Here is a 24315-nt window from a genome sequence, read left to right as displayed (position 1 = left end):
GAGATGAGACCATGGCATTACAGGAAGTTAAAAAGTTTATTACTTACATTAAAGACAACCGCGAGGCTTTGGAAAAATATAACGAAAAGCTTCTGGAAACAGGCAGTTACATGTTTATGGACCCGGCATTGATGACCGAAAGCTACACACCGTTAACGACCATTCCAGATAATCCGGAGGATGATATCTTAGAAGAAATCATTCATATTGATGATAAACAGCAGGAAGAGGCTGAAAAAGAAGCAAATCCAGCCCCTAAAAGAGAAGGTCTTGGCGAAAAGATAGCGAACAAATGGGACGAGTTTGTTGAGGGAGTCGTATTTGATGGAAAATCAAAAGAAGAACGCCTGGAAGAAAGACGCCATCACCTTTTTGGAAAACTCGCAGAGATAGCAAAGGACGAAGATTTTGACGTTACCCAGGATGATCTGGAGTACTATATCGGGCAGAGTGTCGAAAAACTGATCGAAGAAAATCCGGGCGATGATTCTGTTCAAATATTAGAAAAACTTTTGGATAGCTTTGCGGAGAAACAAAACAAAGAAGATTACTAAAAAAACCGGCTTAAGCCGGTTTTTTTAGTCTTCAGTGATATAGAAGATTTCAGGTTTTTTATAAATGCCTGCGAAATTACTTTCAAGGAATTGAACAGTGGCCAAAAACGGTGGTGCCGTAAATTTGCGGGCTTCGACCGGGCAGATTTTTACGCAGGCACAGCAGCGGATGCAGAGGTCCGGGTCGGTTTGGGTCGGGTCATCTGGATTAATGGCCGCAACAGGGCAAACCGGGATACACTCGCCGCATTGGGTACAGTCCTCTGATACCTCGGGTGCCAGAGGTGTATAGTTCATGCCGTCTTTATAAGGATAGTTGCCCTTTACGATCAGCGTTCCCTTACAATCTTTTTTTCGCAGATATTTTTCGCGGATCGTACGGCCCAGATTCCCCATGATTTCAAGGTCGTTTTCATCCGGCCGGCCGCCGGCAAGCTTGTCACTGTAGGAATGAACTGCCAGAAAAGCGGCGGCAGCTACAGGAACAAAGCCATTCTCAATGGCAAGATTTTTCAGCTCCAGCAAAGCATCATCATACTCGCGGTTTCCATAGGTTACAACCAGGACAGCAGGGGTGTCGTCGCCTTCAATACCTTCAAAAATATTTTCCGGCCTTGGTGGAATACGCCCAGCGTAGACAGGGCACCCAAGAATGACAAAGCTGTCTTTTGTAAAATGAAGTTTTTCTTTGCGGCCCTGCGGATAGGTTCTGTCATGCTCAATTACCTGGGTTTTGGCCCCGGCGGCGATGGCCTGGAGTGTTTTACGGGTATTTCCTGTAGGACTGAAATAAACGAGATCAATATCTTTCATAAATGCCTCCCTGATTTTAGATTTTATTAAGTTAAGCATACGCCTTAAAATGCCTCCTGTCAAGAAAGAGGCAGGCATTAAAAAAGCCCCCTGGTTTGATCAAACCAGGGGGCTTTGTAGATAAATTAAAGGCTGCGTCTTACCTGGCGGACAACGCCGAGAATACGCGCTTTTTCTTTACTGGTATTTGCGTAAAAATCGCCGCGTTTTGAAGGAACTAAAGGTTGTACCAAAACGCCGTTTGGCTGCATGAAAACATATTTGATTTCTGCATCATAGCCGCTTACCTGTACCAGGGCAATTTCTCCATCTTCGCAGTTATCGCGAACTTCGATGATCAGAACATCGTCCTTTAAAAAGACAGGGGCCATTTCATCATCAGAAACTTTGAACCCGACATAAGTTTTGCCGTTTTCAAGCATCTTAACGCCCAATTCTTCATAACCAGCCCGTTCTTCAATATTTGCCCATTCAACACCTGCCGGTACACGGGTGTAAACAACGATTTCATTGTCCTTTTTCAGACGACTTGAGTCTACGCCAAGCAGGTAATCAGTGGTAACAGAATAAATATCTGCCAATTGTTTAATTGTGTTAATATCCGGATAATTTTTATCCGTTTCCCACTGGCTGACAGCAGTCTGTGAAACACCCAATCTTTCGGCAAGATTTGCCTGGGACAAGTTGCGTTCTTTTCTGAGTTGTCTGTACTTGTTCATTCTTCCAATCTCTCTCTCTTAACATTTTTTATTGCTTTGATTAGTGCTCCAGTTAATCAAAGATAATATTATCTTATAAGTAAATGAAAGAAAAGTAAATAATAAATTCAAAACATTTTAAATTCAATTAAAAATATTTAAATAAAAGACACTAAATTGCTTTTATTTTTTAATTATATGAAAACAGTTCCACAATTCTTAATGGTTTTAAAGAAGTGGTCAACCTCTTCTATTGAAAAAATGCAAAGAATGGTTCATAATAAGAAATAGTTTATAAAAAAGGAGGAGAGAAAAATTGAAAGCGATCAGTATTCATCAGCCATGGGCAAACTACGTTGTTTTGGGGTTAAAGCAGTATGAAACCCGTTCCTGGCCTACCAAAATACGCGGCAGGGTTGCGATTCACGCGGCTAAAATTAAAAATTCAGAATATGAGGAGGGAATGGCGTTAGGTGCAATTATTGGAACTGTCGAAATAACCGACTGCTGCCCAGTAGAGCTTTTGAGAAATTCTCTCTCAAAAGATGAGATAAAAAGGGGTGATTTTTCTGATGGGCGCTATGCCTGGGAGCTGAAACATCCAGTTTTTTTTAAAAAGCCGATTTTGCTGCGCGGGTATCAGGGTTTTTGGAATTTAGATGATAATTTAGTGAAACAGATTGAAAAGCAGAGCGGAGCATGTTAAAATAATCAAAAATACGTTAGGTGGTACCAATGATTTTATCAGATAAGAGCATTTATAAATATTTAGACAGCGGTGAACTGGTTATTGATCCCTTGGAGAATGGACAAGTTCAGCCAGCCTCGGTCGATATTCGGCTGGGACGTAATTTTCTGAAATTGGATGAAAATAAGTTTGAGGCAATGTCCATGACGGATGAGATCCAGTATGTCCAGTTTGAGAGTGATTCAATTATTATTCCATCCAATTCCTTTCTGCTGGCTACAACGATGGAGTATATCAAGCTTCCCTGTGATTTGACGGCTTTCGTGGAGGGTAGAAGCTCCATCGGGCGTATGGGCCTGTTTATCCAAAATGCGGGATGGGTCGACCCTGGCTTTGAAGGTGAAATTACCCTGGAGCTTTATAATGCCAATCGCCTGCCCATTAAGTTGGAGGCGGGACGCCGCATCTGCCAGCTGGTGTTTGCGCAGATGGATGAGGAAGCGCTTAACCCTTATGCCGGAAAATACCAGGGCCAGCGCAATGCCGTGGGCAGCCGTATCTTTTTAGATAAAGAGCTGAAGGCACAGTAATAGAGCAAAAATTGTTATGGAAATTTAAATCGGACAATTCGTCCGGTTTTTTTATGGTATTTCTTGAGAGACGGCTGCCGGTAGGGTATAATAGAGAGCAGACTTGAGAAATTGAATTTGAGATCAGGTGATGAGAGTGAACGAAATATATTTAGACAATTCCGCAACAACGCGTCCCCATCCGGAAGTTGCGAAAGAGATGATGCGCTATCTTACAGAGGATTATGGAAACCCATCCTCCTTATATGACCGGGGAATTGTGGTCGAGAAGGCCATTAAGGATGTGCGTAGCCGCATAGCCGGCGCGATTCACTGTAATCCAGAGGAGCTGTATTTTACGTCTGGAGGAACAGAGGGCAATAATACGATCATTAAAGGGATCGTTGAAAACCAGCGTGTTGAGGATATAAGAATTATTACAACGCAGATTGAGCATCCTTCTGTCATGGAGGTTTTTAAGTTTTATGAGGACCATGGTATGGATGTGGTGTACCTCAGTGTGGATCATGAGGGATTTATTAATATGGGTGAGCTGGAAAAAAGCATCAATGAGCATACCGTACTTGTCAGTATTATGGGAGTTAATAATGAGACCGGAACAGCGCAGGATCTGGCGGCCATTGGAGGGCTTATTAAAAAATGTAACCCCGACTGCCTCTTTCATACCGATTATGTCCAGGGATTTATGAAACTGCCCGTAGATGTGAAAGCCTGTAAAATTGACGCGTTAACCTTGTGCGGCCACAAAATATGCGGTCCTAAGGGAATTGGAGCGATCTATCTTAGAAAGGGAGTCAGAATTAAACCGCTGATTATTGGAGGAGGTCAGGAGAGCAACCTTCGCTCCGGCACAGAGAATGTTCCTGGAATCATGGGGCTTGGCAAGGCTGTTGAAGTGCAGCAGGCCTGCGGTTCTGGCCAGCTGGATAAAATGCGTGCCATACGAAGTGAAATGATCAGCTGTCTTAAAGAAAATATTGAAGACATGCGGGTAAATGGGCCTGAAAATGGCTGCCCCTATGTTCTGAGTCTGTCCTTTAAGGGGGTCAGGGGTGAAGTGCTGCTTCATAGCCTGGAGGCTCAGCACATCTATGTGTCGACTGGCTCGGCCTGCTCATCACATAAAAAGGAAAAGCAGTATGTTTTAAAGGCTATTGACCTTCCCGAGGAGTACAAGGAAGGTACCATCCGTGTCAGCTTTTCAATGATGACGACTAAAGAGGAAGTGCTGGAGGCTGCAAAGGCCATAGAAAATGCGGTAGGCCAGTTGCGCAAGCTTTTGCGCCGAAAAAAATAAAAGTGAGGAATGAATTGATGAAACATGTCATTTTAGTAAGATATGGTGAGATTAGTCTGAAGGGCTTGAACCGGAATTACTTTATTGATTTATTGGTGAAAAATATCCGAAATACCCTGAAGCGCTTTACGAGTGTAAAGGTCCAGAAAATACAGGGGCGAATTATCGTCCACCTTTCAGAAGAAGATCTGGAAGGGGCGCTTGAGGCAGTGACAAAGGTCTTTGGGATTGTATCAGTCAGCCCGGCCATTGTAGTGGAAAGTGATATTGATGTCATTGAAAAGGCTACGTTGGAACAGGCCAATGCGGCGGATTTTAAAACCTTTCGTATTACGGCCAAGCGCGGGGATAAGCGTTTCCCTATTCAGTCTCCAGAGCTGGGACGGCGGCTGGGAGCTGTAGTGCTGCGCAATATTCCGGATATTAAGGTGGATATGCACACGCCGGAGATGAACTTATGGGTCGAGGTCCGCGAAGAGACTTATATTTACCATAGATTTATTCAATGTAACGGCGGCCTGCCTGTAGGGTGCAGCGGCAAGACGGCTTTGCTGCTCTCTGGTGGAATCGACAGCCCTGTGGCTGGTTATATGATGGCCAAAAGAGGAGTGGAACTGATCGGTGTTTATTTTCACAGCTTTCCTTTCACCAGTGACCGTGCAAAGGAAAAGGTCATTGATTTGGCAAAGATTGTGTCGGGTTACTGCGGAAAGGTAACGTTGTATGTCGTGCCCTTTACAGAAATCCAGACAAAAATTGTTGAGGTATGCCCGGAACGTCAGACGACCATTATTATCCGCCGGTATATGATGCGGATCGCCCAGGAAATTGCCAGACGCAACGGAGCCATGTCATTGACTACTGGGGAAAGCCTCGGGCAGGTAGCCAGCCAGACACAGGAAGGGCTGGGAGCAACCAACGCAGTTGTAGACCTTCCGGTTTTCAGGCCTCTGATCGGAATGGATAAGCAGGAGATTGTGGCTATCGCGGAAAGAATCGGCACCTTTGAAACCTCTATTTTACCATACGAGGACTGCTGTACTATTTTTGTTCCCAAGCATCCTGAGACAAAGCCCAAGCTGGAAGCCGTTGTTAAATCAGAAAGACCTATGGAAGAAATTGCGGGACCTATGATTGAAAAAGCAATTGAGGATGCAGAAATTATAAGAGTTTAATAAAAACATTTTAAAGGCAGAAAAACAAAGGCAGAAAAACCAAACCGGTTTTTCTGCCTTTTTTAGAGCGGGAAAATACGGACAGTGTAAATTTATTAAGTGAAAGCTAGAGTACACTCTATTGTTTTCGTTTAAAAAATTACAGCTTTCTTGATGATAAAACGAAACTTAAAAAAATCTTAAATATAAAAAAGAACGATTCTTATATAATTGTATACAAAAAACGAAAAGCGCTCGGTTAGAAAATGTTGAGAATTAGCTGATGTAAACGGAATAATAATTTTCAGTAAAAATGTAATTTACACTTTATTGAAAATTATTGTAAAATTAAAACAAAAACGCTTGACCTAGAGTGCACTCTAGAGATTAGAATATAATCAAGTTAAAGGAACAGCCCAAGACAAGAATGAAAAATTATACTCCTATAATCCATTAAAAGAATTAAGAGAAAAAGCATTGAAAAGTGTTAAGTAATTAAAACTGGGTAAATATATTTAAAGATCAGAAAATGATAATTTCCCTAAAATTATCATCTGAAATATAACTAAACTTGAAAGAGGTGAAAAGAAATGATGTACTACAACCCATTAAAAGAAATGATGGAAAAGGCTTTAAAAGCTTCCAAATAATCTTACAATCTCCCTCCAATATTTGATAAATTAAAATATAGAACGAATTACATATTAAACTAAATAATCCTCCCCTTAGATTATAAATTAGTTTGATCTCCTCAAACCCCTTATTAAATAATCTTTCAAAAACAAAGCAGGAAACCTTCCCCCTAAAGTTTCCTGCTTTGTTTTTTATTGGCCGTCTCCGGTGTATGGCATTAAAAACCAGTAGGTTTCAAGAACGTCATGACAACCGATCAGCCCAAATGCTTTGAGAATAACATTCAATGTCTCAAGGGAAGGCGTCAGCTCGCTTTCGTTGCTGACAGCATAATCATATCCATCTTCTTTTAAAAGCTTTTCGACCATTTCATAATCGCCGCTTTCCGGTTGAATATCCTTCTCGTCGAGGTGTTTTTTGAAAATCCCTGTAAAGTAGACGGAGTCGCCGTATTGGATAATCGGCTGTTCTGTCGCCAGACCGCTGGCCTGCAGCAGTTTTAGAAAGGAGTCCTCTTCTAGGGAAAACGAATTTTTGTTTTCCTTTAAAAAAATATCACGGACCTTTGGGTATTGCGCCTCGATGTCAGAAATCTTTACTTGGTTTAAATCTTCTGCGCTGATAAAGTAACCAGTGCCATTATATACACCCATTGTTTATTCCTCCAGTTATAACAAGTTTATTATTATAGTATTATATCACAGATGAGTAAAGCGGGAAGACTGTTTTTTGACCTCTAAAAAGAGAGCGATTGTACTATTGTACAATGGAGGAATGTTTTTTCTGTACTTGAACCCTATTGTATTGTGCGTGAAAAAGGTTTACAATAAAAACAATTAAATGGAAAGTTAGCAGGAGGTATGCAAATGGCAACATTTAAAACAAACGATAATGTTGAGCTTTATTACGAGGTCAAAGGCGAAGGAAAACCGGTCTTAATGATTCCGGGATGGACCTGTACCACACAGTTTTTTAAAAAGAACAGTGATGTGCTGGCAGAAAAATGTCAGGTTATTCTCCTGGATTACAGAGGACACGGAGAATCTGAAAAAGTTATGCATAGCCACCGTATTTCACGTTATGCGATGGACGTAAAAAATCTTCTGGATCATCTGGACGTTGAGGATGTAACGGTTTTGGGATGGTCCATGGGAGCTGCTATTCTGTGGAGCTATATCGAGCTCTTTGGAAAACATCGTATCAGCAAGCTGGTGTGTGTCGACCAGGCGCCGCTTCAGTATACAGGCCCGGATTGGGTTTGGGGACAGAACGGCTGTTATGATGTGGAAATGTTTATTCGTACCTGCTACGATATTAAATATGCCCCGAGAGAGAGTGCAGAGGGGCTGGCAACTGCCTGCCTGCACCATACGCCATCGGATGAAGAGGTGAAATTTATTGCGGATGAAATCTCAAAATGTCCGCCCTATGTAAGAATCGAAGTTATGCGTGACCATACCAATCTGGACTGGCGCGACTTCCTTCCTTTTATCGATATGCCTACGCTGGTGTGCGTGGCGCGCCACAGCAATGTTTTTGACTGGCAGGGAAGCGCCTATGTCGGCGAAGTGATTCCAAATGCGAAAACCGTATTTTTTGAAGAATCCGGCCACATGCTTTTCTGGGAAGAACCAGATAAATTTAATCAGACATTGCTGGAATTTGTAGAAGCATAAAAATTTTGATAAAATAACATGGAAGAAAATTTCCATGTTATTTTTCTTTTTTAGGAAAAATTGTCAGGAGGATAAAATGAAAATTATCATAGCGCCAGATTCATTTAAAGGATCACTTTCTGCCGAAGCTTTTTGTAAGGTGGTAGGCAGGGAAGCCGAAGAAGTATTTGAATCGGCAGAAATTATAGAGCTTCCGGTATCCGACGGCGGAGAAGGAATGGTTGACAGTCTGCTGGCTGTAACAGGGGGAGAGAGAATTACTAAAAGGGTAAAGGGCCCTTTGTTTGAAGAAATTAACGCTGAATATGGAATATTAGAAGGCGGCGCCGCAGTGATTGAGATGGCCGCCGCATCAGGGCTCCCGCTGGTTCCAGAGGAAAAAAGGAATCCCATGGAGACAACGACCTACGGTACTGGCGAATTGATGCTGGACGCGCTGGAAAGAGGATGCAGGGAAATAATTCTGGGCATTGGCGGAAGCGCGACAACCGATGGGGGAATTGGCGCGGCGGCGGCCCTTGGTGCACAGTTTCTGGATGATAAGGGTCAGGAAGTGCCCTTATCGGGTAAAGGTCTGGAGAAGATAGTCACCATTGATTTTTCATCTGTTGACAGACGCTGGCAGAAAATAAAGATTACCATTGCCTGTGATGTGGTTAATCCTCTTTGCGGCGCATTAGGCTCTGCTGCAATCTATGGTCCTCAAAAAGGCGCGGATGATGAAACGGTCAGCCGGCTGGACAGGGGATTAGACCATTTTGAAAGGCTCATCGCCGGGCAAAGGGGAGAAAAATTTCGTGATCTGCCTGGAATTGGTGCTGCTGGAGGATTGGCCTTGCCCTTTGTGGCGTTTATGGGGGCAGCGCTGAGACCGGGGCTTGAAATCGTGCTGGATGTCCTGGAATTTGACCGGCATCTGCAGGGGGCAGACCTTGTTGTAACCGGGGAAGGAAGAACCGATGAGCAGAGCGCGATGGGCAAAGTATTGTGCGGTGTTTCTGGAAGGGCCGCGGCTCAAGGAATACCGGTTGTAGCTCTATCCGGAGCTCTGGAGAAAGGCTACGAACCGTTGTACGGAAAAGGACTGACCGCTGCTTTCTCAACCTGGAAGAGCGGCGAAGGACTTGAATGGCAAATGGCCCATACAGAAGAGAATTTGTCAAATACGGCTCGAAATCTGTTCAGGCTGGTTCAGGCTTTTAATTAAAAAAGGGGATAAAAAGTAATGCTCGATTCAAAAACGGCTCAGAAGATAGCGGATGAGGTAATGAACAGCCTGGGCTATAATATAAATGTCATGAATAAAAACGCGATTATTATCGGCAGCGGCATCGTTGAGCGTATTGGCACCTTTCACGAAACAGCCATGCAGACAATTCGGGACTGCGCTATTTATGAAGTGACTGAGGAGGACGCCGCCCGGCTACAGGGGGTAAAGCCTGGTATCAATATGCCCATTGTCAGCAAAGATGGGAAAGTGCTGGGTGCTGTGGGGATTACCGGGAAACCTGACGAAGTCCGCAATATTGGAAAACTGGTGAAAATGACGGCTGAACTGATCATCGAACAGGAAGAATCCATGAACCAGTTTTACCGTCATCGAAACGATAAGGAGCTTTTTGTGACAATGCTGCTCAGTGACAGCCCTGGTATGTCATCAGAGGAGATGAAGCGTTGGGGGCAGCGAATGGGTTATAATATGGAGCTGCCAAGGGTTGCCTGCATCATTTCCATAAAAGCCAGACCAAACACAGGCGGGTATGAAAGGCTTCTGGACCGCATAAAGCGTTCAAAAAGCCATTCGAAGCAGGACCTTTCTGTGGTAATGTCCGCCGGATATATCTTGGTTTTTAAAAGGCTGGATCAAGCTGAGCCCTGGAGAATTGAACAGACGTTGAGAAATTATCAGGAGCATATTTTAGAACATCTGGACAAGGAGGACCAGCGGGCCATTCAGTTTTTTATCGGGGGCTATCACACGGGGATCAATGGCTATCGAAAATCTTATGAGGATGCTGCGGCAATGTACCACAGTGTTTCACTTCCGCAGGATACAGCATTGTTTTTCAGCCACCGTCACTTAATTGAAGGCTTTTATAACCAAATGGAGAATGAGGCCCGGGAAAGAATTTTAGATCCCTATATCAGATTGATGGAAGATTCTTTTGGAAAGGGCGTAATGGACGCGGTATGGACCATGAAGCATCTCATGGAAAACGGCTTTCGATATGAGCAGACAGCCAGTGAGTTGTTTTTACACAAAAATACGGTTATTTTCAGGAAAAAGAAGGTAGACCAGTGCCTGGGGATAGACCCAAAAGGAAATATGAACGATTTGCTGCTAATACGGCTGATCATCTGCCGGTATCTTGAACAAATAAAAGAATAAACATCAAAAATCCTCCTAAAATATAAAGAAAATGTAAAGCTTTTAAAAGAAGCTGTTAATTCGTCGTAAATTAGGTTATAATGGTTTCAACATAAGGGAAAGGAGGCGTTCATATGGAAGGTATCAGTATGGTCACAGTCTGGATTGTACTGCTTGTTATATTTTTGATAGCAGAGATTTTAACTGTGGGTGCTCTGGTTTCCATTTGGTTTTGCTTTGGCTCCGGCGCGGCCTTGATTTGCGCGCTGGCAGGTGGCGGAGTTGGCCTGCAGACAGGTCTCTTTATCGGTGTCTCCCTTATTCTGCTTTTGTTGACCCGGCCTTTTATCAAACGATTTATCAGGCCAAAGGAATCAAAAACCAATGCGGACCGGATCGTTGGTTTCAGAGCCATTGTTCTGGAGGAAATTGATAATCTGCACGGTACCGGGAGCATTGAGGTAGACGGTAAGATATGGACAGCCCGCAGTGTGGTGGATAACGATATTCTGCCGGCCGGTTCCGAAGTGCTGGTAGAGCGGATCGAGGGTGTTAAAGCCATGGTCCGTAAGTACAAACTTTAAAGGAGGACAAAATGGGTTTTATTTTTTTATTAATCCTGATTATTGTGGTAGTGGTGCTGGTGGTGCTCAATACCCGGATTGTGCCGCAGGCACACGCCTATGTCATTGAGCGTTTGGGCGCTTATCATGCGACATGGGAAACTGGCTTTCATATGGCAATTCCAATTATTGATAAAATTTCTAAAAGGATCAGCCTGAAGGAAAGCGTTGCGGATTTTCCACCACAGCCGGTTATTACCAAGGATAATGTTACGATGCAGATTGACACAGTAATCTATATGCAGGTGACAGATCCTAAATTTTATATGTATGGCGTTGATCATCCGATGCGCGCCATTGAAAACCTGACGGCCACGACCCTTCGTAATATTATTGGGGATCTGGAGCTGGATCAGACCCTGACTTCCAGAGATACCATCAATTCGCAGATGCGGATCATCCTTGACGAAGCAACTGACCCCTGGGGGATTAAGATTAACCGCGTCGAGCTGAAAAATATCATGCCGCCGACTGAAATTCAAAACGCCATGGAACGCCAGATGAAGGCAGAGCGTGAAAGACGTGAAAAAATTCTTCAGGCAGAGGGCGAAAAGAAAAGCGCGGTGCTCGTAGCAGAGGGTGAAAAAGAAGCGCTGATTCTACAGGCCCAGGCTCAAAAGGAAGCGGCGATTCTGGAAGCCGAGGCAGATAAGGAAGCCCAGATACGCCGTGCCGAAGGGGAAGCAGAAGCGATCCTTAAGGTGCAGAAAGCAACGGCTGAAGGGGTTAAGATGATGAACGAGGCCGAGCCGATTAAAGAGGTCATCGCCATCAAAAGCCTGGAGGCTTTTGAAAGGGCAGCTGATGGAAAAGCGACGAAGATCATTATTCCATCAGAGATACAGGGCCTTGCAGGGCTAGCCGCCTCTCTGAAAACACTGGTAGAGGATGACAGCAAGCCTAAAATTGCGCCTCGTCAAAAATAATAAAGAGGCAAAAAGTTAATAGAGAGAAAAGCCGGCAGAAAAGCCGGCTTTTTAAATGCGAAAATAATAGTATAAATAGATATCTAAGAGCTTAAACAAAGAGATTCCGGGTCCAGAAGCGTAATTTCTCCGCGGGAGAGCTGAACGAGCCCTTCGGCCTGAAATTGGTTGAGCAGACGGGTTACGACCTCGCGGGCAGTTCCTAAATCCCGGGCCAGCGCATCATGCGTTAAATGGAGGGTTCTGCTTTTTTCCAGACGGTAGTGTTCTAAAAGGGCATTGGATAATCGGTTGCGCATACTGGAGAAGGCAAACTGATTAAACCGTTCCATGATAATGGAAAAATTGTTGGCGACCATGCCGAGCGTAAAATCCTTCACGCTTGGGTTTGTGTCGCTGATGGCCTTAAAAATATCTTTTGGAATGATACAGCTTTCAGTATCCTCCTCATAGGCGATATCAATATCAAAATTCAGATTGTGAATCATGCAGGCGGCACTGAGAATACAGACCTCTCCTTCAAGCAGGCGGCATAAGGTGATCTCATCCCCTTCGGGTGAGGTGATAAAAATACGCGCGCGTCCCTTTTGAAGAATATTGAGACCGATACAATTGCCGCTGTATTGATGGACCACAGTCCCTTTTTTATATTTCTGGATAAAAATACTATGGTTGATGGCGGCCTTTTCTGAATCGGTCAGGGCATCCCAGAAAGGAAGAAAGGAAATAGATTCAGACATAGTGAACCTCCGGTTATTAATTTTAGTAAATTCATTATAACAGTTTATTCTAAAGTTAGCCATAAAGTGCCTCAGTGACTTTGTCACCGACACAGAGCCTTTAGTGAGATATAATAGTAAAAAAATGAGGAGGTTTTCAATGAACACGATATTCAAAGCGACAGCAAAAAAATTACCGGAAGGCTTACAGGTTGAGACAACAGCGCGGAATTTTAAAATTCTACTGGATGAACCAGAAGATCTGGGCGGAACCAATAAAGGTTTAAATCCTGTGGAAGCAGTATTGAGCGCGCTGGGTGCCTGTCAGACCATCTGCGCATATGCTTTTGCAGGGGCCATGCACATTGATTTAAAGGACTTTTATGTTGAACTGGAGGGCGACCTGGATCCAGACGGCTTTATGGGGTTGAATAAAGAGGTGCGAAACGGCTTTTCCGAAATTCGTTTTACCATGCATATGACAACCGACGCATCGCAGAAAAAAGCTGAAAAACTGGCAGATTTTATCGAATCACGCTGTCCGGTAGGCGATTGCCTGGAAAATCCGGTAAAATTGGTAAGAACGGGTGTGGTGGTGCATCAGGAATAATAGAAGGCCAGTGAAAGCTGGCTTTTTATTTTGGTAAAAAAGTGTTTGATTTGGTAAAATGATCGATAATAATGCCGCGCTGTTTTATAATAAGGACTGCATGTTTTCTATTTGCCCATAGTTTTTTGAAAAATGTATTTGCATTTTATTTTCTTTATAGTATAATAGACCAGTAGCAAATGCGCCCGTAGCTCAGGTGGATAGAGCAATGGTCTCCGAAGCCATGTGCCGTTGGTTCGAATCCAATCGGGCGCACCATATAATATGTGTTTTCAAAGCTTGATCTCTAACAAAGAAATCAAGCTTTTTTTATACTATGAATTTTATTAATAGCTGAACTTTATTTTAAGCTGGCTAATTTGTCTGTTATGGTATATAATCATTATAATATACTTGAATGAAAAGGGAGAGAAGTATGAAAAAGAAAATTGGCATTTTTTCACTTGCCACGCTGCTTGTTTTATCGGTTACACTGGCGGGGTGCAGCGCATCACCGGCGACAAAGGTCAAGCTGAGCCCTGATGATCCGGTGTCACTTGAAGTATGGCATTATTACAACGGTCCGCAAAAAGAGGCCTTTGACGAAATGGTAGCAGAGTTTAACGATACCGTGGGTATGGAAAAGGGGATTACCGTTGAAGCTTTTAATAAGGGGAACGTCAACGAGCTGACCGACGCGGTGCTGGCATCCGCCAATAAAAAGGTTGGTGCGGATGAGGTGCCGGATATTTTTGCCGGCTACGCAGATACGGCGTACCAGGTCGACAAGCTTGGAATGGTCGCTTCACTGGATAGTTATCTGACTAAAAAGGAAATTGAGGAGTACATCCCGAGCTATATTGAAGAGGGGCGTTTTGACAGTGAGGAAAACCTGAAAATTTTCCCCTTTGCCAAGTCAATGGAAGTCATGATGATTAACAAGACAGACTGGGACAAGTTTGCTTCTGCCACAGGCGCTTCACTGGACAGTTTAAATACAATTGAGGGATTGACCGATACAGCTAAAAAATATTATGACTGGTCTGGCGGTAAAGCCTTCTTTAACCGTGACGCCATGGCAAATTATATGATCATTGGTTCTAAGCAGCTGGGCGTGGAAATTTTCGAGGTCAAAAACGGAGAGGTGACCTTTAATCTGGATAAGGATGTGATGCGCAAGCTTTGGGACAACTATTATATACCTTTTATTAACGGGTATTTTGCTTCCTACGGGCGCTTTGCTTCTGATGACGCCAAAACCGGTGATATTATTGCACTGGTTGGCTCGTCCTCCGGTGCGACCTATTATCCTTCTAAGGTAACCGTCAGCGATACCGAGAGCTATCCGATCGAAACAGTGGTAATGCAGGCGCCGGAATTTAAGGACGGCGAAAAGGTAGCGGTACAACAGGGGGCCGGTATGGTCGTCGTTAAATCGGATGAGCGCAAGGAATATGCATCGACTGTTTTCCTTAAATGGCTGACCGAGGCGAAGAGAAACATTGACTTTTCAATCACTTCTGGCTATCTGCCTGTAAAGAAAGAAGCGAACACCCGTGAAATGCTTGAGACGGCAATGGAAGAAGCCGGTGGCAACGCTATTTCGGATAATCTGGCTAAAACCCTTCCGGTAGCTGTGGATATTACCAATAATAATGAGCTATACACCAACAAAGCCTTTGAAGGCGGTACGAATGCCCGTAATATTCTCGAGGCTTCAATGAAAAAGAAAGCCATAGCTGATGCAGAAGCTGTAAAAGCCGCCGTTACCTCCGGAACAGCTAAGGAGGCCGCCGTTGCAGCCTATAATACCGATGAAAATTTCAATCAATGGTATGAAAACCTGAAAAAAGAACTGGAAGAAACTCAAAAATAATGCTCGACGAGGTGTTCAATGGCAAAGCATAAATTTTTGGACTGGGGTAACCGGTCCATTATTCGAAAAATTTTCACTCCAATGATCATTGTCATGGTGATACAGACAATTCTATTTTCCTTTGTCATCCTGTGGGGTGGAACAATTGAACAATTAAATAACAACGCCTTGGACATCCTCAACGAAAGAGTCATTAACCGGAAAAATTACCTTGAGAATGAAATGATTCAACGCTGGTCCAATGTGGATGAGTCGGTTAAGAGCATCAACAGCACTGTCGAAAGTGTGCTGAAGGAAAAAAATGCTTCGGTGCAGGATATGGGTACAAACCCAGCACTGCCCGAAGCCATCATTTCTTCAAATACCCGAAATCTGATTTATCTGCTCCGAAAAAATTTTGTGACAGGCGCCTTTATTGTTTTGACAGGCAATGACACAAATTATGAACTGGAGCCTGGGCAGTCTGCGCAGAAGACCTCCCTGTACATCCGGGATTCAGACCCGGGGAATGACGTTGTGGACAATTCAGACCTTTCACTGGAGCGGGCGCCAGTCGATGTCACAAAGGCCACGAATGTGACCATGGCAACGGGCTGGGCGCCGCTGCTGAACTTCTCGGGGGATGACCCGGAGACGTCGGCTTTTTATTACAAGCCGCTTGAGGCCGCGGCCAAGAACCCCGAGCTTGCCTATTCAGACCTTGCTTACTGGAGTCATCCTTTTAAGCTGAATTCAGACGAAAGTGATGTGATCACCTATTCGGTACCGCTGAGAACAAACGATGGAACGATTTACGGGGTGCTGGGCGTTGAAATTTCAACGGATTATCTTCAGAAGATCCTTCCGAATACGGAGCTGGATTCCAATAAAAATGCCTCCTATCTTCTGGCGGTGGACGCCAATCATGACGGAAGCTTTCAAAATGTGGTGACGACCGGGACAGCCTATAAGCGGCTTGCCGGAAATGCCGACCATACAACCTTTGAAGACGATCCCTATTACAAAAATATCTATGGTATAAAAAAGAATGAGCGGATCACAGAGGATGCGCTCGGCGCGGTTCAGTACCTGAATCTGTACAACAGCAATACGCCCTTTTCGGGAGATAAATGGGCCCTTGTCGGTGTGACAACCAATAAAAGCCTGTTTGCCTTTTCGGATATGGTCATGCGGATGGTTATGATTGCGCTGGTTATTTCTCTTGCCATTGGACTGATCGGGATTCTGCTCGCTGGTATCCATTTTACCAAGCCCATTACAACGCTGGTACAGCAGGTTAAAAAAAGTAACCCGAGGATGCCGGTAAATCTTGACAAAACAAATATTACAGAGATTGATGAGCTGGCCGGAGCCATTGAGACCCTGAGCCAGGATGTGGCCAGTTCTGCTTCTAAGCTCTCGCGCATTATCGCCATTGCAGGAATACCGATTGCCGCTTTTGAAATTAATAAGGTGACTGAGGAGGTCTACTGCACGGACAGCTTTTTCAAGATGCTGAATATAACCCATGCGAAAAAGCCAGCTGATGGTCTGGACAGAGAAGACTTCGAAACCATCATGCTTGGCCTTAAAATCCTGAACCAGGATTTTGACCCTCAGACAAATGTGACGGTTATTGAAATTATGGACCAGAACAAGCAGAGCAAGTGGATTGAAATTAAGCTGGTAGAGGACGATATGAACATTCTCGGCGTCATCCGGGATGTGACGATTGAGACGCTGGAACGGTTGAAAATAGAGCATGAACGTGATTATGATATTCTGACCAATCTGCTGAACCGGCGGGCTTTCTATGCCGCGCTGAATGAGCGGTTTGAGGCGCCTGAAACGCTTAAAACTGCAGCGGTTCTCATGCTTGACTTGGATAACCTGAAATACATTAACGATACCTATGGTCATGATTTTGGGGATGAGTATATACGCAGCACAGCTAACATCCTCAAACAGTTTGCATCTGCCAACGCGATTTTCGCGAGAATATCCGGCGATGAGTTTTATGCCCTGATTTATGGCTATGACAGCAAGGATCAGATACGCCCGATCATATCAGAGATCCGGCAGAGGCTTTTGAACACAGCTTTTCCGCTGCTGAATGACCCGGATCTCAAGATAAGAGCCTCCGGCGGTGTGGCCTGGTACCCGGATGATTCATGCTCCTATGAAGCGCTTTTAAAATATGCTGACTTTGCCATGTACCAGATTAAAAACTCTGTCAAGGGCGAGTTTTGCGAGTTTGACTCCAAGAGTTACAGCGAAAACGCCTATCTGCTTGAAAACAAAGAGGAGTTGAACAAATTTATTGACGGCAATCTGGTTGATTACCATTTTCAGCCGATCGTTGATATACACGATGGGCAGATTATCGGTTATGAGGCACTCATGCGCTCCAGACTCTCGACGCTGAGAACTCCGATGGAAATCCTGGCGCTTGCCAAGTCACAGTCCAAGCTTCATCAGATCGAGTGGCTGACCTGGTTTAACAGCCTGAAGGCACTCAAAGAAAATCGGGAAGCCTTTGGCGGCGCGCGGATGTTTATCAACTCCATTTCCAACCAGCTGCTCTCCAGCGATGAGATGGAAGAGCTGGAACAGCTTTACCAGCCCATTCTGGGACAGGTCGTTGTCGAGCTGACAGAGGAAGAACGTACAAATGAAAGCTTCACGCGTAAAAAACAGCGCTATATAAGAAACTGGGGAGCCGGCTTAGCTCTGGATGATTTTGGAACAGGCTATAACAGTGACGCGAATCTGCTGTTTATGACGCCGGATTATGTAAAGATTGATATGTCGATTGTTCAGAATATTGATGAGGATATTAACCGGCAAAAGCTGCTGCAAAACCTGGTAACCTATTTTAAGGAAAGAAAAATTAAGATTATTGCCGAAGGGGTGGAAACCGCCAGTGAGCTGCACGCATTGATCCGCTTTGGTGTGGATTATGTTCAGGGCTACTATCTGGGCAGACCAAATATACAGCCACAGAAGCTGACAGATGAACAGGTGGCAGAAATCCTGCGTTTAAACAAAGACGTTAGAAATGAAAGATAAAAAGAAAACCCGGAATCGATATCCGGGTTTTCTTAATGGTTGCAGTAATTATAGACAGAACCGACGCTCAGGCCAAAGTTTTCCGCAATTTCGGCATAGGTGCAGCCTTTTGCGCGGTAGCTCTTAATAAGTTCAATATCCTTGCTGTTCAGCTTGCGCTTTCTTCCGGCGCCACGGCTGTTCTGCGCCTCAAGCTGTGCCTCAAGCTTGGAAATATATTCTTTTTTTGTCTGGAGCTGATCCTCCAGCAGCCGAATCTGTTCATATGGGTCCATGAGAACGACTCCTTTCAAAAATTAATTTATGAATATATTATAACGGATATTTCTTAAAAATTCAATAATTAATTTTTGAAAAACACAGATATTTGTGAAAAGCGTTTCTTTTCGCTTTAAAAAATGTCTGGAATAGTATAGAATAGAGGAAATAGGAATGAAAGAGAGAAAATGTTGTGAAAAATCTTCTGAGCGGCAGTATCGAAAAATTATTCAGCAGACTTGAGGAAAACCGCATACTGACAGCTGTACGTGACGGAATGATCCTGGCAATACCATGGATTATGGCCGGGTCCTTTGCACTGCTGCTTAAAAGCCTTCCGATACCGGCCTATAAGGCTTTTTTAGAGACGTTTTTGAATGGCTTTTTCTTGAATATGCTTTTGCTGATCAACGACGCGACCCTCGGCATTATCTCATTGATCCTGCTGTTGACGATCAGCCTCAGCTTTGAAAAGCAGACGAGCACAGAAAATCTGGGCCTGCTGCCTCTGATCAGTCTCTGTGCTTATATTGCCTTTGCCTACAATATCGAGACGGGCTTCACCTTTGAAATATTTCAGAGCACCTGGCTTTTTAACGCGGTGGTAGTCTCGATTGTGACCTGCCTGCTCTATGACAAATTATCCAATCTTTTTTCAAATACTTTTAAATCCTATTCTGAGGGGGCGGACAATCATTTTAACCAGGCGCTGGCAGCCCTGGTGCCGGGTGGGATGATTATCTTCCTGTTTGCCCTTCTGAATAATCTGATGGTTATGGTTTTTGGCATTCCTAATTTTCAGATGCTGATATCCAATTATCTTTTCGGGCTTTTTCAGCATTTGGGAAGAGGACTGGGCAGCGCGCTGTTCTTTGTGTTTATTATGCACTTCTTGTGGTTCTTTGGCGTGCACGGGGCGAATATGCTGGATGATGTCGCCAAGACCTTTTTCAGCCAGGGCCCATGGATTGCGACCAAAACCTTTTTCGATACGTTCATCTTCTTTGGCGGCTGCGGCGCGCTGCTGTGCCTGGTAGCTGCCATTTTTATCGGAGAACGCCGGAAAAGTGTGCGGGAGCTCTCTGCCATTGCGACCTTCCCGGTCTTATTTAATATGAATGAGCTGATCCTCTTTGGCATACCAGTGGTCTTTAACCCTGTTTATTTTATTCCCTTTATCCTCACGCCGCTTGTGCTTACGCTTATCAGCTATGGTGCTTTTTATTTTGACCTGGTGCCTATGATCACAAGCACGGTGGAGTGGACAAGCCCGATTTTTCTGAGCGGTTACGCGGCCACGGGCTCCATTGCCGGGAGCCTGCTCCAGCTTCTGAACCTGGCGGTAGGTATAGGGATATACCTGCCCTTTGTGTACCTGTCCCAGAGGCAGCAGCTCAAAACCCTGACGCGCCAGATTGAGGAGCTCAGCGATGTGGTCAGAAGGGCAGAGGAGAGCGGAGAGAAGCCGGTTTTACTTAAACGCACAGGAAGACTGTCAACGGTGGCTAAGAGCCTTGTCAGTGAATTGCGGCGTGATATTCGAAGCCGGAGCATCAATCTTTATTATCAGCCTCAGGTTAACGCAGAGGGAAGGGTGATCGGGGCGGAGGCGCTGCTCAGGTGGAAGCACCCTGTGGCAGGGTTCCTTTATCCGCCGCTGGTCATCGCGCTGGCAGAGGAAGCCGGTTTGCTCGAAGAGCTTGGCCGGATCATCACGGAGACGGCCTGCGGCGATCTGGAGGGGCTCCAGCCCCTGATTGACGATCGGTTTATGATTTCAGTCAATCTGACCGCGAGCCAGCTTGATAACCCCAAAATCTATGAGCAGATGAAAGCGCTGATTGACCGTCACAGTTTCGGCCCCTGGCAGCTGGGCCTTGAGCTGACCGAACAAATGGCACTGTCCAGTTCACAGGCAATGACGGACCGTTTGATGGCGCTTCACGAGATGGGAATGCCGCTGATCATGGATGACTTCGGAATGGGGCACAGCTCGCTGATGTACCTGCAGAATAACCAGTTTGATATGGTCAAGCTTGATGGCTCGCTCGTAAAGCAGCTGATGAGCAATCAGCGCAGCAGCGATATTATTGCCTCGATCATTTATCTGTCCCACTCCCTTAAATTTGAGGTGCTGGCAGAGTTTGTGGAGACTGTCGAACAGCGTGACACACTGCTGGCGCTGGGGTGCAGAAATTATCAAGGCTACCTTTACAGCCCGGCCATCCCCATTGACGCGCTGAGGCTTTTTATACAGAAAAACGATTGAAATGCCGCCGGTAACGGAGCGGTTACCGGCCTTTTAAAATGGGTACAACTGTTGTAACAGCAAGGAGAAATAAGCAATGAAACTGAGCAGTATTAAAGCACCAGATTACAAACAATTGAAAAGCTGGGCGTCTTCGCCTCACAAGCCCTCTCCCAGTGACCTTGTCCCTTCTTTTCTGCCGGAGGAAGACTTCAATAAAGCGGCGGATGTTTTCTTTATTCATCCAACGACCTATCTATGCCAGAAGCATGGCCGGTGCAGTATTATGCTTGACCGGACAGAGATGAACCGGATGAGGGCCAGAGCCAACGATGAACCGTGGAACAGCGATACTGACGACACAGCCCTTAACGCCTTTACCGACCGGGGAACGATCCGGATGCAGGCCAGTGTGTTTAACCGATGCGCCAGAGTTTTTGCGCCGAGGTACCGCCAGGCCCATGTGAAAACTTTTTTTCTAAAGCCCTCAGACGCGGTTCAGGCCGCCTTCGATATGGCCTACTCGGATATTCGCAATGCCTTCAGCTATTATCTTGAACATGAAAACAACGGCCGGCCAGTGATCATCGCAGGACACAGCCAGGGAAGCTTTCACGGGCTTCGGCTGCTGAGAGAATTTTTCGACGGCACCAGCCTCCAGAGGCAGCTGGTGTGCGCCTATCTGCCGGGCTTTCAGATTCCCCATGGCCAATTCAGACACCTTCCCTTTGCCAATACGCCGGAAATGACCGGTGGCTATCTGGGCTGGAGAAGCTATCAGCGCGGCACTGTGCCAGAGGACCTGCCCGCTGAAAAGGGAGACTCCCTGTGTGTTAATCCCTTTGTCTGGAACGATACCATTTTCAAAATATCACTGGGAAAAAGGGTCTGTGGGATTGAGGACTGTACCCGTGTGATGCCTCAGGGAATGGCGGCTGCCATTGAGCCCAGAACCGGGGTGCTGCTGGTAGATTTGCCGGATGCGGCGCCTGAGAAGATGAAACGGCATCAAAATCTGCATTTATACGATTATAGCCTTTTTTGGCTCTGTATTCGGGAAAACGCTGGGCTTAGAGTGCAGGAATTTATTGATAAACAATAAAAAATATGGTATCTTAAGGGTAAAGAGGAGGTTCTGTTATGTGGAATGAAACAAAAAGCCTGGCGTTGTCCAAGCTGTGTGTAAGGCTTTTTATGGCGCTGCTCATAGGCTTTGGTGTCAGCGCGCCGTTCTGGTTAAGAAGCCTTCTGGCCTTTTACTCAGAGCTGGGACTGGAGGCTTTTTACGCCTATTTTTTGATGACCATTTACGCCTGCTGCGTCCCGGCGGCACTGCTTTTATACCATTTGTACCGGCTTTTAAACAACATTGGGTTGGACCAGGTTTTTAACGATGAAAATGTCCGCCACCTCCGGGTTATCTCCTGGTGCTGTATTGCGGCTGGATTGATCTGCCTGATTTCAGGGCTTTACTATCTTCCGTGGCTCTTGCTTGCTGTAGCGGCAGCCTTTATCGGGCTAATCCTGCGGGTGGTAAAAAACGTGATTCAGCTGGCTGTGGTCTTAAAAGATGAGAATGACTACACAATTTAGGGGGAACAAAGATGCCGATTGTTGTTAATATTGATGTTATGATGGCAAAGCGTAAAATGTCAGCCGGTACACTGGCAGAAAAAATTGGCATTACCCCTGCTAATTTGTCGATTCTTAAAAACAATAAAGCCAAGGCAGTGCGCTTTACAACGCTTTATGCCCTGTGCAGGGCGCTGGACTGCCAGCCGGGAGATATTCTTGAGTACATACCTGATGAAGAGATGGGTAGCAGTGATTAAAAAGGACGACCGTCCGAAACAGACGGTCGTTCTTTTTTGATGTTTATCAATTGATAATTATCGAAAAACAATAAAAACTACTTGAAAAACAGAAAATATCATGTTATACTGTCCTCAATGTAAGAAGTGTTTTGAGAAATTAAGAGCTCAAAGCGTGCATGCAGCTTCTGCACAGGAGGACTTACAGTGAAAGAAAATACAATTTATCTGAAAAGCCAGGAAACGCAGCAAGTGTCTGTTGACGAAAAACTTTTGGCGTCAATGTCGCTGTTCATGGCCTATCTTTTTGTACGCTGCTTTATTCCGGGTTACCAAGGATTTTTAGGAATGACCGTAACGCTGTTCACAGTAGTGTTTGCCTTGGCGGGCATCCTGTATTTTAATAAAAAGGGGCTCGTTTTTACAGGGGAAGGGCTTTATTGGCTTGTGATGGCATTGGCTTTGGGAGCTAGCTATACGCTTTTTATCAACCAACGCTTAAGCGTGCTGATGCTTCCAGTCCTTTTTGCCATGCTGGCCTATTGGGTAATGAGCGCCGCTGGCGCGAGAACCGGCAGTGGGCGCTTCTTCCTGTCCGATCTGTTTAATGCATTTCTGGTGCTGCCGCTCTTTAATTATACGAGGGAATGGCATGTTTTTAAAAAAATGGGCAGCGGAAGCAGCGCAGGTCATGTCCTGAAGGCTGTTTTGTTAGGGCTTGTCATTGGCGTACCGGTTCTTTTGGTGGTGCTTTATCTGCTGGTTGAGGCTGACGCGGCTTTTCAGGCAATGATCGGGCGCTTGTTTTTTAACGTACCTCAAATGCTGCTGGAGGTTTTGAGGCTCGCGTTGGCACTGGTTTTGTCAGCTTATTTCTTTGGGCTGTTTTACGGCGCGTGCAAAAAAGAAAAAACAGCATTTGATGCTGCGGCTCTGGAAACAGGGAAGCAAAAGGTGAAAAAGCTGCCGGCGGTCACAGGCTGCACAGTTCTTGGCCTTTTGTGCCTGGCCTATTTTATGTTCTTTGCCGCCCAGGGTGGCTATTATTTCTCAGCTTTTTGGGGAAGCCTGCCGGGTGGAGGCATAACCGCAGCCGAGTATGCCAGACGCGGTTTTTTTGAGCTGTGCCAGGTTTCAGTCATCAATCTTTTGGTAATGGGGGCAGGGCAGCTTTTTTTAAGAGAGGCTCAAAAGACTGCCCGCATACTGCTCAAGGGCCTGAATGTAACGCTGTCTATCCTTACATTGCTGCTCATCGCCACAGCGCTCAGCAAAATGTTTTTATACATCGAGCGGTTTGGTATGACACAGCTCCGGGTTTTTACCAGCTGGTTTATGCTTCTGCTGGCCCTGTTCTTTATTGTGCTGATCATTCGCCAGTTCAGGGACTTTGCAGTTATGAAGACCTGTGCGATGGTGGCAGGGGTCATGGTCGTGCTGCTCAGTTATACGAATATGGACAGGATGATCGTTTCCTACAACCTTTCAGCTTACGAAAAGGGCCAGCTCCAGGAGCTGGATATGGCTACCCTGGCGGCCTGCGGCCCAGCGGCGATTGAGCCGGTAAAGGCCTTTTATGAGCAGACTGAGGATACCGAGGCCAGAGAACGCATCGAGGCTTACCATCACGCTGAGTACGCCTCTTATCTGGCAGAAGCACGTTTTTACGGCTACAGTCTGGAATATGAGAGGGCGTCTGCGCTTTGGAAAATGGATTGGAAGGCCGCGGAATAAAAGGCTGATTTA

The 24315-nt window shown here is 45.3% G+C and carries 23 protein-coding genes and 1 tRNA gene; 19 read left to right on the top strand and 5 right to left on the bottom strand.

Going from position 1 to position 24315, the window contains the following annotated elements:
• The first annotated feature begins 11 nt into the window (after nucleotides 1-11).
• Nucleotides 12-554 carry a hypothetical protein gene (locus CPZ25_RS05340; protein ID WP_096919616.1) on the top strand — a complete coding sequence of 181 codons (543 nt, stop codon included), beginning with the start codon at nucleotides 12-14 and terminating at the stop codon, nucleotides 552-554.
• A gap of 24 nt (nucleotides 555-578) precedes the next feature.
• Here the strand turns inward: CPZ25_RS05340 and CPZ25_RS05335 are convergent, their stop codons facing one another.
• Together CPZ25_RS05335 and CPZ25_RS05330 are read right to left on the bottom strand one after the other, a co-directional pair.
• Complete coding sequence (locus CPZ25_RS05335) at nucleotides 579-1367, bottom strand: EFR1 family ferrodoxin (protein ID WP_167495170.1); 789 nt, start codon at nucleotides 1365-1367, stop codon at nucleotides 579-581.
• Between the two features lie 125 nt (nucleotides 1368-1492).
• A complete protein-coding gene (locus CPZ25_RS05330; RefSeq protein WP_013380933.1) occupies nucleotides 1493-2086 on the bottom strand; it encodes an XRE family transcriptional regulator in 594 nt (197 codons plus the stop codon).
• 295 nt (nucleotides 2087-2381) lie between these two features.
• Between CPZ25_RS05330 and CPZ25_RS05325 the strand changes: the two genes are divergently transcribed.
• The 4 genes from CPZ25_RS05325 (at nucleotide 2382) to thiI (ending at nucleotide 5815) form a co-directional block, all read left to right on the top strand.
• Nucleotides 2382-2771, top strand: a complete 390-nt coding sequence (locus CPZ25_RS05325; RefSeq protein ID WP_058694158.1) for an ASCH domain-containing protein — start codon at nucleotides 2382-2384, stop codon at nucleotides 2769-2771.
• Between the two features lie 29 nt (nucleotides 2772-2800).
• On the top strand, nucleotides 2801-3343 hold the full coding sequence (gene dcd, locus CPZ25_RS05320; RefSeq protein ID WP_058694159.1) for a dCTP deaminase: 543 nt from the start codon (nucleotides 2801-2803) through the stop codon (nucleotides 3341-3343).
• Between the two features lie 130 nt (nucleotides 3344-3473).
• Nucleotides 3474-4640 (top strand): cysteine desulfurase family protein, encoded by a 1167-nt coding sequence (locus CPZ25_RS05315; protein ID WP_058694160.1) that lies wholly within the window; start codon nucleotides 3474-3476, stop codon nucleotides 4638-4640.
• A 17-nt stretch (nucleotides 4641-4657) separates the two neighbouring features.
• Nucleotides 4658-5815, top strand: coding sequence for a tRNA uracil 4-sulfurtransferase ThiI (thiI, locus tag CPZ25_RS05310; RefSeq protein WP_074617002.1), 1158 nt, complete (start codon nucleotides 4658-4660; stop codon nucleotides 5813-5815).
• 803 nt (nucleotides 5816-6618) lie between these two features.
• Here thiI and CPZ25_RS05305 read toward each other — a convergent pair.
• A complete protein-coding gene (locus CPZ25_RS05305; protein WP_058694162.1) occupies nucleotides 6619-7080 on the bottom strand; it encodes a hypothetical protein in 462 nt (153 codons plus the stop codon).
• 213 nt (nucleotides 7081-7293) lie between these two features.
• Here CPZ25_RS05305 and CPZ25_RS05300 point away from each other — a divergent pair, with 213 nt between their 5' ends.
• The 5 genes from CPZ25_RS05300 (at nucleotide 7294) to CPZ25_RS05280 (ending at nucleotide 12020) form a co-directional block, all read left to right on the top strand.
• Nucleotides 7294-8103 carry an alpha/beta fold hydrolase gene (locus CPZ25_RS05300; RefSeq protein ID WP_013380924.1) on the top strand — a complete coding sequence of 270 codons (810 nt, stop codon included), beginning with the start codon at nucleotides 7294-7296 and terminating at the stop codon, nucleotides 8101-8103.
• Nucleotides 8104-8179: 76 nt separating this feature from the next.
• Entirely contained in the window at nucleotides 8180-9310 is a 1131-nt protein-coding gene (locus CPZ25_RS05295; protein ID WP_096919618.1) for a glycerate kinase, read from the top strand.
• 18 nt (nucleotides 9311-9328) lie between these two features.
• Complete coding sequence (locus tag CPZ25_RS05290; protein ID WP_096919619.1) at nucleotides 9329-10492, top strand: CdaR family transcriptional regulator; 1164 nt, start codon at nucleotides 9329-9331, stop codon at nucleotides 10490-10492.
• A gap of 113 nt (nucleotides 10493-10605) precedes the next feature.
• On the top strand, nucleotides 10606-11055 hold the full coding sequence (locus CPZ25_RS05285; RefSeq protein ID WP_096919620.1) for an NfeD family protein: 450 nt from the start codon (nucleotides 10606-10608) through the stop codon (nucleotides 11053-11055).
• An 11-nt stretch (nucleotides 11056-11066) separates the two neighbouring features.
• Nucleotides 11067-12020, top strand: a complete 954-nt coding sequence (locus CPZ25_RS05280) for an SPFH domain-containing protein (RefSeq protein WP_038351343.1) — start codon at nucleotides 11067-11069, stop codon at nucleotides 12018-12020.
• A gap of 83 nt (nucleotides 12021-12103) precedes the next feature.
• Here the strand turns inward: CPZ25_RS05280 and CPZ25_RS05275 are convergent, their stop codons facing one another.
• Nucleotides 12104-12760 (bottom strand): Crp/Fnr family transcriptional regulator, encoded by a 657-nt coding sequence (locus CPZ25_RS05275; RefSeq protein ID WP_058694166.1) that lies wholly within the window; start codon nucleotides 12758-12760, stop codon nucleotides 12104-12106.
• A 139-nt stretch (nucleotides 12761-12899) separates the two neighbouring features.
• Here CPZ25_RS05275 and CPZ25_RS05270 point away from each other — a divergent pair, with 139 nt between their 5' ends.
• The 4 genes from CPZ25_RS05270 to CPZ25_RS05255 all read left to right on the top strand — a co-directional run bounded on the left by CPZ25_RS05270 (nucleotide 12900) and on the right by CPZ25_RS05255 (nucleotide 18252).
• Entirely contained in the window at nucleotides 12900-13349 is a 450-nt protein-coding gene (locus CPZ25_RS05270) for an OsmC family protein (protein WP_058694167.1), read from the top strand.
• Nucleotides 13350-13530: 181 nt separating this feature from the next.
• Nucleotides 13531-13607 (top strand) — tRNA-Arg (locus CPZ25_RS05265).
• A 157-nt stretch (nucleotides 13608-13764) separates the two neighbouring features.
• Nucleotides 13765-15204: an extracellular solute-binding protein gene (locus CPZ25_RS05260; RefSeq protein WP_096919621.1), complete on the top strand. Its 1440-nt coding sequence runs from the start codon at nucleotides 13765-13767 to the stop codon at nucleotides 15202-15204.
• A gap of 18 nt (nucleotides 15205-15222) precedes the next feature.
• Nucleotides 15223-18252: a bifunctional diguanylate cyclase/phosphodiesterase gene (locus CPZ25_RS05255; protein WP_243129346.1), complete on the top strand. Its 3030-nt coding sequence runs from the start codon at nucleotides 15223-15225 to the stop codon at nucleotides 18250-18252.
• 32 nt (nucleotides 18253-18284) lie between these two features.
• Here the strand turns inward: CPZ25_RS05255 and CPZ25_RS05250 are convergent, their stop codons facing one another.
• Entirely contained in the window at nucleotides 18285-18527 is a 243-nt protein-coding gene (locus CPZ25_RS05250) for a helix-turn-helix domain-containing protein (protein WP_058694170.1), read from the bottom strand.
• A gap of 176 nt (nucleotides 18528-18703) precedes the next feature.
• Here CPZ25_RS05250 and CPZ25_RS05245 point away from each other — a divergent pair, with 176 nt between their 5' ends.
• The 5 genes from CPZ25_RS05245 to CPZ25_RS05225 all read left to right on the top strand — a co-directional run bounded on the left by CPZ25_RS05245 (nucleotide 18704) and on the right by CPZ25_RS05225 (nucleotide 24303).
• On the top strand, nucleotides 18704-20779 hold the full coding sequence (locus tag CPZ25_RS05245; RefSeq protein ID WP_096919622.1) for a PTS sugar transporter subunit IIC/EAL domain-containing protein: 2076 nt from the start codon (nucleotides 18704-18706) through the stop codon (nucleotides 20777-20779).
• A gap of 76 nt (nucleotides 20780-20855) precedes the next feature.
• The gene (locus tag CPZ25_RS05240) at nucleotides 20856-21860 is read left to right on the top strand and encodes a DUF3089 domain-containing protein (RefSeq protein WP_096919623.1); all 1005 of its coding nucleotides are present in this window, start codon (nucleotides 20856-20858) and stop codon (nucleotides 21858-21860) included.
• Nucleotides 21861-21898: 38 nt separating this feature from the next.
• The gene (locus tag CPZ25_RS05235) at nucleotides 21899-22351 is read left to right on the top strand and encodes a DUF2975 domain-containing protein (RefSeq protein WP_096919624.1); all 453 of its coding nucleotides are present in this window, start codon (nucleotides 21899-21901) and stop codon (nucleotides 22349-22351) included.
• Between the two features lie 11 nt (nucleotides 22352-22362).
• Nucleotides 22363-22590, top strand: a complete 228-nt coding sequence (locus CPZ25_RS05230) for a helix-turn-helix domain-containing protein (RefSeq protein WP_058694174.1) — start codon at nucleotides 22363-22365, stop codon at nucleotides 22588-22590.
• Between the two features lie 186 nt (nucleotides 22591-22776).
• Nucleotides 22777-24303, top strand: coding sequence for a DUF4153 domain-containing protein (locus CPZ25_RS05225; RefSeq protein ID WP_096919625.1), 1527 nt, complete (start codon nucleotides 22777-22779; stop codon nucleotides 24301-24303).
• The last annotated feature ends 12 nt before the right edge of the window (nucleotides 24304-24315 follow it).

Source organism: Eubacterium maltosivorans (assembly GCF_002441855.2).
In the GTDB taxonomy this organism is placed as follows: Bacteria; Bacillota; Clostridia; order Eubacteriales; family Eubacteriaceae; genus Eubacterium; species Eubacterium maltosivorans.
The sequence above is the reverse complement of the archived record's forward strand: the minus strand, read 5'-3'. Positions and strand labels throughout refer to the sequence as shown.

What these genes read in the sequence shown, in the direction of transcription:
- CPZ25_RS05315 (WP_058694160.1), top strand. Translation starts at nt 3,474, where the DNA reads ATGAGAGTGAACGAAATATATTTAGACAATTCCGCAACAACGCGTCCC.
- dcd (WP_058694159.1), top strand. Translation starts at nt 2,801, where the DNA reads ATGATTTTATCAGATAAGAGCATTTATAAATATTTAGACAGCGGTGAA.
- CPZ25_RS05270 (WP_058694167.1), top strand. Translation starts at nt 12,900, where the DNA reads ATGAACACGATATTCAAAGCGACAGCAAAAAAATTACCGGAAGGCTTA.
- CPZ25_RS05260 (WP_096919621.1), top strand. Translation starts at nt 13,765, where the DNA reads ATGAAAAAGAAAATTGGCATTTTTTCACTTGCCACGCTGCTTGTTTTA.
- CPZ25_RS05300 (WP_013380924.1), top strand. Translation starts at nt 7,294, where the DNA reads ATGGCAACATTTAAAACAAACGATAATGTTGAGCTTTATTACGAGGTC.
- CPZ25_RS05250 (WP_058694170.1), bottom strand. Translation starts at nt 18,527, where the DNA reads ATGGACCCATATGAACAGATTCGGCTGCTGGAGGATCAGCTCCAGACA.
- CPZ25_RS05335 (WP_167495170.1), bottom strand. Translation starts at nt 1,367, where the DNA reads ATGAAAGATATTGATCTCGTTTATTTCAGTCCTACAGGAAATACCCGT.
- CPZ25_RS05280 (WP_038351343.1), top strand. Translation starts at nt 11,067, where the DNA reads ATGGGTTTTATTTTTTTATTAATCCTGATTATTGTGGTAGTGGTGCTG.
- CPZ25_RS05295 (WP_096919618.1), top strand. Translation starts at nt 8,180, where the DNA reads ATGAAAATTATCATAGCGCCAGATTCATTTAAAGGATCACTTTCTGCC.
- thiI (WP_074617002.1), top strand. Translation starts at nt 4,658, where the DNA reads ATGAAACATGTCATTTTAGTAAGATATGGTGAGATTAGTCTGAAGGGC.
- CPZ25_RS05290 (WP_096919619.1), top strand. Translation starts at nt 9,329, where the DNA reads ATGCTCGATTCAAAAACGGCTCAGAAGATAGCGGATGAGGTAATGAAC.
- CPZ25_RS05235 (WP_096919624.1), top strand. Translation starts at nt 21,899, where the DNA reads ATGTGGAATGAAACAAAAAGCCTGGCGTTGTCCAAGCTGTGTGTAAGG.
- CPZ25_RS05340 (WP_096919616.1), top strand. Translation starts at nt 12, where the DNA reads ATGGCATTACAGGAAGTTAAAAAGTTTATTACTTACATTAAAGACAAC.
- CPZ25_RS05275 (WP_058694166.1), bottom strand. Translation starts at nt 12,760, where the DNA reads ATGTCTGAATCTATTTCCTTTCTTCCTTTCTGGGATGCCCTGACCGAT.
- CPZ25_RS05240 (WP_096919623.1), top strand. Translation starts at nt 20,856, where the DNA reads ATGAAACTGAGCAGTATTAAAGCACCAGATTACAAACAATTGAAAAGC.
- CPZ25_RS05285 (WP_096919620.1), top strand. Translation starts at nt 10,606, where the DNA reads ATGGAAGGTATCAGTATGGTCACAGTCTGGATTGTACTGCTTGTTATA.
- CPZ25_RS05230 (WP_058694174.1), top strand. Translation starts at nt 22,363, where the DNA reads ATGCCGATTGTTGTTAATATTGATGTTATGATGGCAAAGCGTAAAATG.
- CPZ25_RS05305 (WP_058694162.1), bottom strand. Translation starts at nt 7,080, where the DNA reads ATGGGTGTATATAATGGCACTGGTTACTTTATCAGCGCAGAAGATTTA.
- CPZ25_RS05330 (WP_013380933.1), bottom strand. Translation starts at nt 2,086, where the DNA reads ATGAACAAGTACAGACAACTCAGAAAAGAACGCAACTTGTCCCAGGCA.
- CPZ25_RS05255 (WP_243129346.1), top strand. Translation starts at nt 15,223, where the DNA reads ATGGCAAAGCATAAATTTTTGGACTGGGGTAACCGGTCCATTATTCGA.